Origin of the sequence: Paenibacillus sp. BR1-192 (assembly GCF_029542445.1) — a bacterium.
Lineage (GTDB): Bacteria > Bacillota > Bacilli > Paenibacillales > Paenibacillaceae > Paenibacillus_AQ > Paenibacillus_AQ lautus_A.
Map to the genome: position 1 here is coordinate 4075454 of NZ_CP120718.1, position 14563 is coordinate 4090016.

General features: G+C 49.2%; 12 protein-coding genes. All 12 read right to left on the minus strand.

The genetic code is table 11. The features are described 5' to 3' along the window. Positions 1-160: 160 nt before the first annotated feature. Entirely contained in the window at positions 161-613 is a 453-nt protein-coding gene (locus P0X86_RS18080; RefSeq protein WP_277746101.1) for a hypothetical protein, read from the minus strand. A 342-nt stretch (positions 614-955) separates the two neighbouring features. After that, on the minus strand, positions 956-2308 hold the full coding sequence (locus P0X86_RS18085; protein WP_277749054.1) for a family 16 glycosylhydrolase: 1353 nt from the start codon (positions 2306-2308) through the stop codon (positions 956-958). After that, positions 2286-3575 carry a hypothetical protein gene (locus P0X86_RS18090; protein ID WP_277746102.1) on the minus strand — a complete coding sequence of 430 codons (1290 nt, stop codon included), beginning with the start codon at positions 3573-3575 and terminating at the stop codon, positions 2286-2288. Before P0X86_RS18090 ends, P0X86_RS18085 begins: the two co-directional genes overlap by 23 nt. Before the next feature lie 429 nt (positions 3576-4004). Beyond that, entirely contained in the window at positions 4005-5216 is a 1212-nt protein-coding gene (locus P0X86_RS18095) for an MFS transporter (RefSeq protein ID WP_277746103.1), read from the minus strand. A gap of 128 nt (positions 5217-5344) precedes the next feature. Further along, the gene (locus P0X86_RS18100) at positions 5345-6367 is read right to left on the minus strand and encodes an ROK family protein (RefSeq protein ID WP_277746104.1); all 1023 of its coding nucleotides are present in this window, start codon (positions 6365-6367) and stop codon (positions 5345-5347) included. A gap of 152 nt (positions 6368-6519) precedes the next feature. Next, the gene (locus P0X86_RS18105; protein ID WP_277746105.1) at positions 6520-7776 is read right to left on the minus strand and encodes an MFS transporter; all 1257 of its coding nucleotides are present in this window, start codon (positions 7774-7776) and stop codon (positions 6520-6522) included. Between the two features lie 173 nt (positions 7777-7949). After that, entirely contained in the window at positions 7950-9170 is a 1221-nt protein-coding gene (locus P0X86_RS18110; protein ID WP_277746106.1) for an MFS transporter, read from the minus strand. 143 nt (positions 9171-9313) lie between these two features. Beyond that, positions 9314-9898 (minus strand): TetR/AcrR family transcriptional regulator, encoded by a 585-nt coding sequence (locus P0X86_RS18115; RefSeq protein ID WP_096774064.1) that lies wholly within the window; start codon positions 9896-9898, stop codon positions 9314-9316. Positions 9899-9961: 63 nt separating this feature from the next. Continuing rightward, a complete protein-coding gene (locus P0X86_RS18120) occupies positions 9962-11278 on the minus strand; it encodes a CehA/McbA family metallohydrolase (protein WP_277746107.1) in 1317 nt (438 codons plus the stop codon). Between the two features lie 22 nt (positions 11279-11300). Next, positions 11301-12167 (minus strand): carbohydrate ABC transporter permease, encoded by an 867-nt coding sequence (locus tag P0X86_RS18125; protein WP_213578895.1) that lies wholly within the window; start codon positions 12165-12167, stop codon positions 11301-11303. A gap of 8 nt (positions 12168-12175) precedes the next feature. Then, positions 12176-13048 (minus strand): ABC transporter permease subunit, encoded by an 873-nt coding sequence (locus P0X86_RS18130; protein WP_009592462.1) that lies wholly within the window; start codon positions 13046-13048, stop codon positions 12176-12178. A gap of 70 nt (positions 13049-13118) precedes the next feature. Further along, positions 13119-14561, minus strand: coding sequence for an extracellular solute-binding protein (locus P0X86_RS18135; RefSeq protein WP_481858148.1), 1443 nt, complete (start codon positions 14559-14561; stop codon positions 13119-13121). Positions 14562-14563: the final 2 nt, after the last annotated feature.

Below are 14563 nucleotides of genomic sequence, written 5' to 3' on the forward strand. Positions count from 1 at the left end.
TTCGATATTTTCATTTTTGACTTTAACATATAATTTATCGATTTACAATAAATCATTATTGTTTTTGATTATATTATTACTGTTACTCGAATATACCTTGTATTCTGCAAAAGAAAAAAAGCATTCTTCAATACGAAGAATGCTTTCATCCAACAATTTGTCACCGGAACAGGGATTCAAGGATGCCTGGAGCAAAATCGCTCACGATTTTATACTCCTTGCCGTATCTTTTATGCTTGCTCGAATGGTTATAAATCAGTATATGGTCCGGACTATAAACGACTAGCGTGAAGGTCGGCCCGTTTTCGGTACTCAACAGGATCTCATATTCGTCGCCGCTGTGATCCCTTACGCTGTTCTTACGCAGTTTGAGATCCGAGAAGCCGTTCATGATGCGATCAATCTCCGCTTGATCCGTCATTTTCAGCTGCTGCTCGTTCGGGCGGTTCCGGTTTCTTACAATGTCCAGCTCACGGTTCGAGCCGGACTCCTTCAGCTGATCAAGGACCAGCTCCTTGAACGAGGTACGGTTTTGACTTGCCGAATATACCGTCGCGCTAAGCAGCATCAGGACGCAAATTGCCAAAAAGACATACCAAAAGCGCTTGCTCATCCGCATCTCCTCCCTGGTGGCGGGTCATAAAATTACAAGATTGTTTTCGAGTGTTCGCGGCAGCTTCTTCCATAACTATATCAAAACACAAGGCACATCGTTAGGTAAAACGTCTTAAAAAAATGGTTCCTGTTAAGGAGTTGTTGAACCCATGCGTTTCTTCCCGATGTTTCAAGCCGAGTTGCAATACCCGCGTGATGATCTATAAGAAAAACAAAATAACAGACGGAGGAAAGTCGTAAGACTTCGCCCCCGTCTGTTAGAGGATGTGAATTGTACTCCTGCAACCGAAATAAATAACCGTATCTCCAGTTAATAGCAATGATCTGCCGAAGTATCGATTTACTCCGGCGTTCCTTGGGTCACGCCATGGATATAGGTGAGCCAAGGGGTATCCAAGGCTCCTTGTCCCGGGTTATAGGTGAAAAAGTACTCGACGGTGTCCCCTTGCTTGAGATTGTTTACAGGGTAAGTATAGTTGCCGTTCCCCGTTGGGGTCATGGCTACGTTCAGCTGCCCGCCGTTATTGATCTTGTAATGCAGATCGGCAAAGGTTGCGCCGTTGATATAGAACAGCAGGTCATTGCCGATTTTTTTCAGTCCCCTCACCTCATCGCCGATGACAATCACGCTGGATGGCGCCGGTACCACCGTGATCGTGGAAGAAGCGGTTTTCCGGCCATCGACGCTTGTAGCCGTAACGGTTGCCGTACCCGGAGCGAGCCCCGTCACGACGCCTTCCTGACTCACAGAGGCAACACTCGCACCCGAAACGGACCAAGTGACCTGCTTATTCGTTGCATTGGAGGGCGCTATGCCGGCGTTTAACTGAAGACTCTGCCCCACTTCCACTTGTCCGGAGGTTGGATTCAGCGTGACGCCGGTAACCGGCACATTTCCGGGATTTCCGTTGCCGTTTTCTTTATAAACCCGCACATAATCGACCTGCATCGTAGCAGGAATATCGGACGGATTCGGAGAAATGCCGCCGTCAAAATTTCCGCCGAGCGCCAGATTCATGATGAGGTAGAAAGGCTGATCGAAAGGTGCGTTCGGATTGTTCGGTGCCGCCAAGGAATACCATTGTTCATTCGTCACCTTGAAGAAGAACTTGCCATCCACATACCATTTGATGTTGTCCTCTTCCCATACGACGGAATAGACATGATAGTCATTGTTGATGTTCTGCCCTTCCGGGAAATGATATTCGCCAGAAATATGTTGGTTCGCCGGCCATGTTCCACCGAAGTGCACGGCACCGCTCGTCGAGCCTGGCAATCTCCCTCTCGCTTCCATCACGTCGATTTCGCCGGATGCTGCCCATGTTCCGTAAGGGCTGTCTTGCGGCAGCATCCATAGTGCCGGCCATACGCCATTTCCTGTCGGCAGTTTGGCACGGAAGTCGACTCGTCCGTACTTCAGGGTAAAATGATTCTTCGTGTTAATCTTACCGGAGGAGTATTGGGCATACCGGTTTGGATCCTGCGGGAAAGACTTGGGATCGTTCAATGCGCGGATGTTCAGCTTCCCGTCCTGCACGAACACATTTTGCGCACTATCGGTATAATGCTGCAGCTCCGCGTTGCCCCACCCCCAGGTGTTTGGATCATCATTGAGATAATAACCTTGTTCATAGTTCCATTTGCTTGTATCCAATGTCGTGCCATTAAATTCATCCTGCCAAATGAGGTTCATGCCTTGAATGGCCGGGTCGCTTGGTGTCCCGATCGCAATATCCTCTTGGTCGCTTACATCCGGACGAGGAGCATCGGGATTGCCGATCAACGTGTAGTTGACGTAATTGCTGCCCACGCTGCCGCCTTTTTTGCCCGTTCAGTGGATAGCCGATCCGGATCTGCATATCTTCCTGGATGGGCTGAAACCACAGGCCGTAAATATAATCGGCCCAATATCCCCACTGATTCGCATCGGACATGTTGTTGTAGCCATTGGCAGCGTATGTAAATCCGCTCTGGCCGGAATTCCCCAGCTCAACCCACTGCCCGTTGATGTTAATCTGGTATACGAAATTATCAAGCTCCTTGCCTATCGGCGCTCCCCCGTCAATTTTAGGCAGCGGAATGCCGATCGAACCGTTTGCATCTGCCGTAAAGGTCGTTCCCTCATAAGGCGTAATGACATATGAGTTTCGTACGGCTTCATTAAAAGTGATGGTATACACAACGTTAACCCCGGAGGCTTTCGATTCCAATTTGACGTGGATCGACTCCGTAACGTTAAACCAGTACCCGCCGCCTCCATCGGTGAATTGTCCGAAATTATGATCATAGATCCAGCCGCTTGCAGCGTTGTTGTCGATGTCGATCCAGGTGCTGCTGTTAACCGGTTTCACATACACCTTCAAATCATCAGCGACGGCTGCATAGGTCACGGCAGGATCGTTATTGAACGTAGGGTAGGTAAAACCGGCGCCACCCGTAAAGCTTGCAGTAATCTGCGGCCCCTGGGTCGGCGTCATGGCTGTGATCGTGGTTTTGTTAATGTTCTGAAACACCAGCCTGTAATCCAGGGTAACCCCATTCGCTTTCGAGTACAGCTGAATCTCTGTCGTTGCAGAAAGCGTGAACCAATAACCTGTAAATCCTCCGTCGCTCCAATGTCCCCAATTCTGATTGTAAATAAAGCTGCTCAAACTATCGATATCGACCCAGTTGCCGCCCACTTTCACTTTGACGCCCACGTCTTGGGCTACATCATTCCAAGTAGCTGCGCCTCCGTTGAATATGGGCATGACAAAGCCATAGCTGGCCTGTCCGACTCCTGATTTGGAGATGACCGGTCCGTCAGCCGCCGAAAAGTAATCCATCGAGGTAACCGTGGAATCTGCTGCCTTGACCTTCGAAGCTGGCCATAATCCGACACTTGCCAGCATGACAACCGCGAAGAACAAACTCAATCCCTTTTGCAAGTACCGCCTTTCCGCCGCGTAAGATCTCTTCATGAATACCCTCCCTTGTTCATATTGTGTGCTCTCAGCATGAGCGCCTGTAGGAAAACGCTTACAGCTGAGGACGTCTTCATTCTATCGAATTCCTAATCTGATGAATAGGTACCATATTTAGGGTGAGGTCTCAATATTTTGGATAACCCAAATACAAGACTTGGTTTTCCGTCAGAAATTAACGAATCATGGTGCGTAGAGTTATTTTCCATACGACAATGAACAGAAGGCTGCCTCTTCGGCAGCCTTCTGTCTTTTGGATCAGTTGACATAATATCAATTGGGTAAACTTTAAAGTTCATGATCGCCTGATATCGATTCCCTCATTTTTCTTGCCCTAATAGATAAAGGATCTGTAGACCTAATGCTCATTAGCTCCTTTTTCTTATAGCACCAACTTTGTGGTTATCATGTGGTGGACGCCAACAATTACGTCCCTTGGTTCGCTTGCTTGCTCAAAATTCGGTTCACTTTCTCGGCGCTTAGCCACATGAAGATGAGGAAGGCAAGCACAACGGAAGGGAACAATCCGATGCTTGTCTGCGAAGCGACCAATCCAAACATGGGGGGAAGCAGCGTGGTCCCCGTGTAGGCGACGGCCATTTGATAACCCATCAGCTTGGCCGAATGTTCTTTTCCGAACCGAGACGGCGTTTCATGAAGAAGTCCAGGATAAATGGGCGCAAGGCCAAGTCCAATCAGCATGAATCCCGTCAGAGAAAAGGAAGCACTAAGAGGTAGCACAAGGATAATCCCTCCTAGAATGGTGATGAGCTGTCCATAGCGGATCAACAGACGATTGCCAACCTTCAGCGTGATAAAGCCGGTAATCAGTCTGCCTAGCGTAATACCTCCGTAATATAAAGAAATCCATATGGCAGCCGTATCGGCTGAAATATGTTTAGCACCGACAAGGTAACTAGCTCCCCACAACCCCACCGTGGTTTCGACTCCACAATAGAATAAAAATGCCGTAAGCGTTGGTTTAACGCCTCTGATTCGAAATATGCCTGCTTTTACGATCTGCTCCTGTTGGCGCTTTTCATTATCGACTACATTTTCGGTTTGCGGCCGGTCAATCTCCCGCATAGCTGCGACGCGTTTCCATAAAGGGAGCGTAATGAGCAAAATGATTACGAGCGAGAACTGGATTATGGATACAGCTGTATATCCGCTTCTCCAAGAATTATGATCTGCAATGTAAGAGGACATAATCATGGGCCCCATTGTTGCCCCGACACCCCAAAAGCAATGTAACCAGTTCATATGATGCGCCTTATAATTTTCAGCAACATAATGATTCAAAGCGGCATCCACAGCACCCGCCCCTAATCCCAGTGGAATGGCCAGAACGACAAGCCATGCCATAGAGGGAGCCAAGGAGAAACCAAGAAGTGCTCCTGCAGTCAGGAAGCAGCTGAACAGGGTGATTCTCCCTGTTCCTAACCGCTTTATCATAGAGCCGCTTGCCAGACTAGAAACAATGGTTCCTCCTGCAATAACCATGGACACGATTCCTGCAGAGCCGACGGAAGACCCGATGTCGGGCCATATCACCGGCCAGGCCGATCCAAGTAAAGAATCGGGTAGTCCCAAACTAATAAAAGCCAGATAAATGATAATCAAAAACCAGGTTGCCAAGCGTACACCTTCTCCCATTATAAATGCATCGTTTCCACTAAATAAATTGTCTTTATAAAGTGTATTAATTTAATATGCAGCAGCATCTTTTTTTTGTCAAGATTCTAGACGCAAAAACCCCCGGAATTTCAATTCCGAGGGTTCCGGTCAACTGTAAGATCAAGGGTCGGTTCCAATTCTTGCAGGGTTAGCCAGCGCATGCCTGCTTCAAAGTCCTCTTGAAACGTCTGCTTCAACACCACTTCAGGGTAAGAAGGCATGGGATGTTGAAGCCGATAAGCTTCCCAAGCCTGAGACCAGGCATCTGCCTCCATTCGGTATTGATATATCACGATTTTGTCAGGTGCCAGGACGGCATTAACAGTATGTATGATTTTACACACAGCTTGCACAAACTTCTCCGTTGTCATCTCTTGATTCCAATCCAGGCCAATGGGCAGAAATTTGATCTCGCCCGACATGCCGTTCTTCCCTTTAACGATCCTCCCATCGAGATAAATAGCTAGGCCGGGTGGATATTTCATAGGAAAGTACATGCCTAGCACGCATTGGTCCCCTTCCAAATCTTCCTTCATCGAATAACCGCTAATGGCTGCATTCACATCATTCTCGACCATTACGGGCAGCCCGAATTGAGATTCGATCTCTTCAATCATGCGAAACCCGGTTAATTCTCGATGACTGCTTACCGTAATTTCTCCATTGACGGCCTGTCCCGGTATGCCGATGCCAATCACCTTGATGGAGGGATAAAGCCCAATGTAATGCTCAATGATTTCATAGAAGCGCTGTCGATCGAACACAGGCATGGTGTATTCTTCTTTGGTCAACAGATCATTTTCCAAATTCACGACGGTTGCCGAGATCAGCTCTTCTCCCTGTTTCTCCTTCAAATAAACGACAAGAGCCAGGCTGAAATTATAATTATATCTATAGGTAAGCGCGGGCCTCCCGCCGTTGGACGGAACGATATCGTCTTCAAACAATTCCCCAAGCTCGTACAGCTCCTTGACCAACGAATTCACCGTAACCACACTCAGCTTGGTCAATGACGCCAATTGGGGCTTCGTCGCCGTTTCTACTCGCTTCATGGTTTTGCGAACATTATTTAAATTGATTTCTTTCATTAAGTTAGCGTTTGCTTTTTTCATAAGCCCCCCTGCACACATGTTTCATCTTAATCTATGTTATCCCTATGATATACTACTTTTCCTGGTATACAAAACGGCATAATTATGCGTTAAGAACAAAAAAACCGCATATGTCATGCGGCTTTCATGTTACTGAGATGAGATCCGGTAAATTAATTCGGTGAGGCTTCTTCCTGCGGCAGCGGCTTGCCCGCTTCAACCAATCGCTTATTGCGCATGAAGAAAACGGTAAGCACGAGCATAAACAATCCGGTACCGACCAGCAGCCATTCGATTTTGACCACGTCGGCAAGCGGACCGAATATCAGCATCCCGATAGGCATCATGGAAGTCGAAATCATCCCGAAGACACCGAATATACGCCCCAGATAATTTTCATCCACCTTCTCCTGCAGCATGACGGTCGTTGGCGTATTAAATATGGGCATCGCTACTCCGAATACAGCCATGATGGCCAAATAAATCCAGAAAACAGGCACAATGCCGAGCGCAAACGTGGACACGGCCATGACGAAGCTGGCTATAGCCATCGTGTACACTTTATTATTAAAGCCGCCCCAGGAAGCAATGATCCCCCCTCCAGCCATCATGCCGACGGAAAACGCGATTTCGATTGCCGTCAAGCGCCATACATCGTCCCCGAAGCTGCGGGTAACCTGCAGCGGGGTCAGAAAGGCTGCAGGCGCCATAAGCACGAAGAAAAAGGCGAAGAAGATAAAAAACGACTTGAGAAAAGCATGCTGTTTAATGTAGGCCAAGCCCTCTTTGAAATCGTCCAGATAGCCCGTGCTTTGCGTGTCCGACGCCTTTTTGTGCAGCGGGATTTTGAGAAAGGCAAACAATGTAAAGATCGCGATCGCAGCCGTAACGACGTCGATAAAAAAAATCGCTTCGATCGTTGCTACGGTAAGCAATCCCGCGCTGACGATGGGCGCTACGAACATGATCAGCGCTTGTAGGCTGCCGTTAATACCGTTTACTTTCGTCAGCTTATCTTGCGGCACGATTTGAGGCAATATGGCTCCGACCGCTGGAGTCTGAATGCCGGCCCCGAGCGCGCGTACGGCGGAAATGATAAACAGCAGCCAAACCGCCTGATAGCCAAGCATAAACGTAATGGCCAACATCAGCGTAACCACCGCGATCATGGAATCCGCGATCATAATGAGCGTTTTACGGTTGAAGCGGTCCGCCCATACCCCGGCAAAAGGCGACAGCAGGAACGTCGGAATGAATCCGCAAATAATATACAGCGTCATCATGATGCCCGACTGCGTCGTCAGCGTAATGTGCCACATAATGGCATATTGAACCAAGGCAGACCCGAACAGCGAGAGTGTTTGGCTGCTTAAAAAGAGAATGATGTTCCTTTTCCAATGGATTTTCTGGGCATCTTCGGTTTCTGACATCGTCCCACCCTTTCGTATGGTCTCGCTCACGCGAATTACACTCATTATAACGTTTAACGTTAGGCGACATTTCTTTTTAATTGCTCATTATGGATTATCTACGATACATATACCCTACATATTATTTATAATTTATCCTTTAACCGCTTGATGAAAACATGCTTCGCTTTTTCTTATTTGCTGCCGCGCTCCACCCTTCGTTCCGTCAAAAAGTAGAGCAATGCCAAGGCCGGAAAAAGAACGCCCAGCCACATCGCCGCTTTCCAGCCGCCTATAGCGTAGGCCCATCCCCCGGCTGCGGAGCCTATGGCCCCGCCGGCAAAAAAGATCGCCATATACAAGCCGTTCAGCCGGCTCCGCACCTCGGCTCCCAACGTGAAAATCGCGCGTTGTCCCAACACCAAATTGGCGGACACGCCCATATCCAGCAGGATGGCGGCAAGTACCAGGATCACGATAGAAAGCAGAGAACCGCCGGCAAACACGATCGGCAAAAGTCCGGATAGTATCACCAGCACGATGGCAATTCCGGTTGCGGGCCGGATCAGACCCTTATCCGCAAAGCGGCCGGCAAGCGGTGCGGCGGCAGCGCCTGATACTCCAGCCAAAGCAAACAACGCAACGCCTGCAGAGGAAAAGTGATACAGCGGACTTGTTAATACAAGCGGAACCGTTGTCCAGAACAGGCTGAACATCCCGAACAGAAAAGCGTGATACAGCGCCCTGCGACGTAGTATCGGCGTCGTTTTCAGCAGCCCCAGCATGGATGTGATGATTGCAGGATATTTATCGGTTGTTTGCGGCTTCCTTGCCGGCAGTACTTTGATCAAAACCAGAGCCAGCACGAAGAGAATGGCGGATGACATCATAAAGATAGCATGCCAGCCGAAGTAATTTTCCACCAAACTCGAAACCGGACGGGCCAGCATGATTCCTAACAACAGTCCGCTCATGACATTACCGACATTGCGTCCTCTCGTCTCCTTCGGGGAGAGATGCGCTGCATAAGGGACCAGGATCTGGGCCGCAACGGACCCCACGCCGATAAACAAGGAGGCGGCAAGAAACAGAGCGGCGTTTCGGGCTGCGGCGGCAAAGATTAAGACGATGGCCGTCAGCATCAGCAGCGTAACCACCAGTTTGCGATTTTCAAGCAAATCTCCCAAAGGAACGAAGAACAGCAAGCCGATCCCGTAACCGATTTGGGTCAGCGTGACGATAACCCCTGCGGCTCCTGAAGATAATCCTATAGATGAACTGATCGACTCAACTAAAGGCTGAGTATAGTAAAGATTGGCAACGATCAAGCCGCACGCAACAGCAAGAATCAGCATAATCCAGGGGGACGCGGAAATCTCCAACTTGCCCTTTGCATTTCCATTAACATTTAACATTCATGAGAAGCACTCCTTTTATAAAAATGATAGTGTAATCATATTGGAACGTTCATTCCAATATGGGAATACGTTCCCCCTTCATGCTTAAGCAAGGGGGATCCAATCGGAATGATTGTTCCGGAATGATGAAAAAAAAAGCTCTACAGCGACTCGATAACGGCGTTCATCATGCCGCGGACTTTATCGCTGTCGCTTTGGATCCTGGCCATCACGTTGATGCCGTGGTTGAGATTAAGCAGCAGGAACGACAGCATCTTTATGTCTTTCTCGGGGGAAATTTCGCCCGTTTCCTGGCCCTTTTTTAATTTCTCGTAGAACAGCTGCTCCAGCTCCGTAAAGCTTTGGCGAATCGTATTCTGCAAGGGCTCATCCATGGCATCCAGACCCACGGAAGCGTTCGTAATCAGACATCCGTTCGGGTAAGCTTCACCGTGCGTCGCAAACGCGTTCGTGATATGCAGCTCAAAATATTGGCGGATCCCGGCGATCGCAGAAGGGGCATGGTTCATCAGATCGCGTTTTTTTTGCGACATTTTTTTGTATTGCTGGATGGCCTCATAATAAAGCGTTTGTTTATCCTGAAATGTTTCGTACATGCTGGACCTGCTTAATTCCATCGCTTGCAATAAATCCGGTATGCTTGCCCCCTCGTACCCTTTCTCCCAAAAAACGATCATCGCTTTGCGAAGCACCTGCTCACGGTCAAATTCTTTGGTCCGTCCCATTCATACCTCCTCCTTCTCAACACGAGTATAGACTATTCGGAACGAACATTCCAGTATTTTTTTTCAATCACTTATTTTCGCCGTACCTCCATTCGAAGCAAAATAGATGGGGTTTGTCACTACAGCCATCGACATGCTATCCGCCTGTCCGAACTGCCGCCAAACCTCTGCCCGTAAGAAGCATCTATGCTTTGCGTCAAACGCCAGTATAACGCCACCTTCCGAGTCGACAGCAGTTTCTGCCTCAAGACCGCGCTCGCTGTACAGGCGAATCAGATCGCCCGCCATTAAATCATCCAGTTGAACGACCACCTCGTGACTGGCTTGCTCATATGGCACTTCATCTCCAATCCCGTAATCACCGCACTGAAGGTTGGCAAAAGGGCCGTCTGGCGAATTGGTAATCACGACGCGGCCATCCTTAATACCGTTTAGAACACCCTCCACCGTTTTTTCATGGGTCCAGACCCATACGCATGGCATCGCATGCTTCACATAGGAATCCGGTCGATGCACATCGCTTCCGCCTACGGCTACCAGGCGTCTCCCTGCGACAAGCTGCTCCTGCCACCAAGAAAGCGCGCGTCTGTTGTGCTCTCTCCATGGCCCGTTCCAAATTTCTACCCCGTCGTAATCCACATCGAAATCCCACACCCACGGGCAGTGATCACAGTGCGTATGGTTCAGCACAATCTTGGCCCCCCGCTCGCGGGCGATTCGAAACTTCTCGTGAACATCGGATATGCCCGATACGCGAAAATCATCCATGGGGCTCGACACGCCAAGGAAATTACTATGACCATAATTCGTCGTAAACTCCGTACCCGGTATCATAAGCACCGAGGTCCCGCGCGGATAGGCAAGGTTCTGGCTGCTCGTATTATGATCGGTCATGGCCATAAAATCGCAGCCTAGGCTTTCCATGATGGCCGCATTTTCTTCCAACGTATAAGACCCGTCGCTATGAACGCTGTGCGTGTGAAGATCTCCCTTCAGCCAGCGCCATGTTTTGTAGGTAAACTCGATTTCGATCGTGACCAAGCAACCCTCAGCGGGCACCTTGTAGGCATTATGGAGAATAGCCCATTCTCCTGTGGCCAATAGTCCGGGCAGATAACCCGGGGTGGCTGTATTCGGACCGATATTGAATTCCTGACGAGCCCCTCCGCTCCAGCCTCTTACTTTCTCCGCGTCCCGTATCCCTAGATCAATGACCGCTTCGGCAGGGTCGCCGCCACGGGAATCCACCAGATAGCTTACGTGAATTTCTTCGACATCCGGTGGCATTTGGAACGGAATTTCAATGTACGAACTTTGTTCCGAATGTTCAATGTATCGTTTGTAAACCGATGTGGTCCTCCGCTCGATTTGTTGTGTCATATGAATTCCTCCTCTTCTCTGCCTATTCTTTATTTGCGCCGACAAACATTCCTTTGACAAAATACTTTTGCACATACGGATAGATGATGATGAGCGGGAGCAGGGCAATGACAATCCCCGCCATTCGGACATTGGTCGTGATCATGAAATTGCTCGAGGTCGAATCGGTATCGACGATGAGCGATTTCAGCGCGATTTGCAGCGTATATTTGGACGAGTCGTTGATATAAAGGACGGCCGGCGTGAATTGGTTCCAGCGACTGACGAACTCAAACAGCGTAACCGTTGCCAGTCCTGCGCTCGCAAGCGGCAAGTACATCGTAAAGAAGATCCGAGGATCTCCGGCTCCGTCAATCCGGGCAGATTCCGACATTTCGTAAGGAACGCTCAAAAAGAAATTTCGCATGAGGATGACACTGAATCCAGATACGAAACCTGAAAGTATTAATGAGGACAGCGTGTTAAGGAGTCCTAAATCCTGATTCACGATATAGAGCGGTATCATGATGGCCTCGCTTGGAATCATCATCGTTAGCAGGATCGCGGATAACATCCACTTTTTACCGGGAAGTCCTTTCTGTATCAGGACATAGCCCGCCATGGAACTTAGGAAGACATGACCTAAGGTACCGACAACGGTCACAATGACATTGTTCGTAAAAGGCAAATAAAGCTTCATGCGGTTCCATACGGTTGAGAATCCCTCAAGGCTGAATTCCTTGGGCCAGAGTACGATCCCCGGCTGCATGGAAGCAAAATTGGATGAGAATGCAAGCGCGAGTGTATTTATGAACGGAATAACCATGGTCAAAACGAGCAGAAGGAGGAACAGAACATTGATCATATCAAACAAACGGCCAGGCAAGCTAAATTTATTCGTTGATTTCATATACCGACTCACCCTTCATCATAGCGGATCACCGCTCTTGTTACATACGTCAGCGTGAATGTTGCCAAAATCACCAGGAAGCCGGCCGCCGTTGCAGGTCCAACGCTAAATTCCAATATCCCTTTTTGATAGGTGTACATCATAATGACGTCAACTTTCTTGGCAATGGCGCCATTACTCATCACGAATATTTGATCGAACAAACGCAGGATACCCAATACATTTAACATGATGACCACTTTCATGGTGGAACGAAGCATCGGAACGGTGACGTAACGGACCTTCTGCCAGCGACTGGCGCCGTCCATGCTAGCAGCCTCATACAGCGAGGGATTAATGTTTACGATGGCGGCCAGGTACATAATGCAGGTATATCCCATCTCCTTCCAACCTGAAGTAAGGATCATGACGATGCGGGCATAACGATCCGAAGAGAGGAACCCGACCGACTGGCCGCCGAATAGCTGAATGATCTGGTTCACGATGCCTGTATCCGGAGACAACAGCAGAATCCACATCCCGCCTACGACCACCCAAGAGAATAAATGAGGTAAATAGACAATCATCTGGGTCATTTTTTTGAACCAGGCGGAAGCCACTTCATTTAAGGAGAGCGCAAGAATCAGCGGCAAAAAGAAGTTGATGATAAAGCCTCCCGCACCGATCACGATCGTATTTTGAAAAACTTCCCAAAACACCGGATCCTTCAGTACCCTCAGATAGTTATCGAAACCGATAAAGGGCCGGTCACCGATCAGCCGGTAATCTTGAAAGCTGATGGCAAGTCCCCGGGCCAGCGGATAAAAGGAAAAGATGAGGAAATAGGCCAGGATGGGAAGCATCATAAAATATAAGGTTTTGTATTTGAATATGGCTTTCACGGAAATTCACCACCATGATCGAAAAATAAAGAGGGAGCGGCGTGATCACCGCCCCCTGCTCTTAAAGCTTTTAATCGATATACCCGCCGGCTTTAAGTGCTTCCCGCATTTTCTTTACGGCGTCGGCTGCCGGCATCTCGCCCATGATCGCTTTGAAGGAATGTTCATTGATGATCTTCTCGGCATCTGCCCAATGGGAAGGCGTCATTTCCAAAGCAGCGTATTGATCTACGAGATCCTGCGCTTCCTGCACGCCCGGCAGTTTACCGAAAGGCGCTTCGACATTACGGTTGTACCAGAAAGGAACGCCATGGTCGGAAGCATGCTCTTTACCGGTTTGCGTCAGCGTAAACTTGCCGTCGTCAACCGTATAATCCACATCCTTGATGCCTAAGCTGCCCAGGGTTATCCCTTCCTCGGAATGCCACCATTCAATGAATTCGAAAGCTGTTTTCGGATGGTCCGCATTAACGGGTATAACCCATACGTCCGGATCGCCCCTGCGCAGCATGTGGTTGCCGTTCGCATCGGCTGCACCCGGCAAGCCCTTCGCTTCGAATTCCGTATTCGGGTCTTGTTCATGGCGCGTGTTGTTCAGCATGCCCACCCAAGCATCCCAATACGTAATCATGCCAACGCGATCTGCAAGGAACAGGTCGCGCATTTTACCGGTGTCATTCGTGGTGAAGTTCGGATCCAGAATGCCTTCCTCAAACAGCTTGTTCAGCCATTCATAAACCGGGATGGCCGCATCCGTGGAATACGGAACGTCCAGCTTGCCGTCAGCGGATTCCACGTATCGCTGTTTTAGGCCTGCGGCGCTGAAGAAGCCCTGCAGTTCGTACATGCCGGCCGTGCTGAGTCCGTACGTGTCTTTTTTGCCGTTGCCGTCCGGATCTTGTTCGGTGAAAGCTTTGAGGACGGTGTAATAATCGTCCAGCGTTTCAGGCTCGGGCAGATTTAATTTGTCCAGCCAGTCCTTGCGAACGATCGGCATCGTTCCTCCTTGGTACTTGGTGAACACGCCGTAGATCTCGCCATCCTTCGTCTTGACTTGTTCCCACTCCTTGGCGGGAATGACATTGGGATCCGAAAGCACCTTGGAGCCGTTCACTTGATCGGTCAACGGTGTAAGAATTCCTTGATCAATGAAAGTGGACATTTTCTCCTTGCTGATCTGCAGCAGATCGAACTTTTCCCCGGAAGCGATGGCTGCCAGCAGCTTCTGGTCATAGTCGGCAGCCGGCTTGTTCATCGTAACCTTGATGCCGGTTAGACGCTCGATTTCCTGCTCGAACTGCGTATTCTCTTCAGGCGTTTTACCGCCGATGACACCCGTCATGATTTTGAGCGTGCGTTCTTCGGCATTCGATGCAGCTTGGGACGCGGCATTGCCGCCTTCCTGTGTACTACTGCTGCTTGCGTTCGGGGAACAACCCGCAAGCAGCCCGCCGAACAGAGATACAGCCATGATTGCACTCATGATCTTGATTCTTTTTACCAAGCTAACCACTC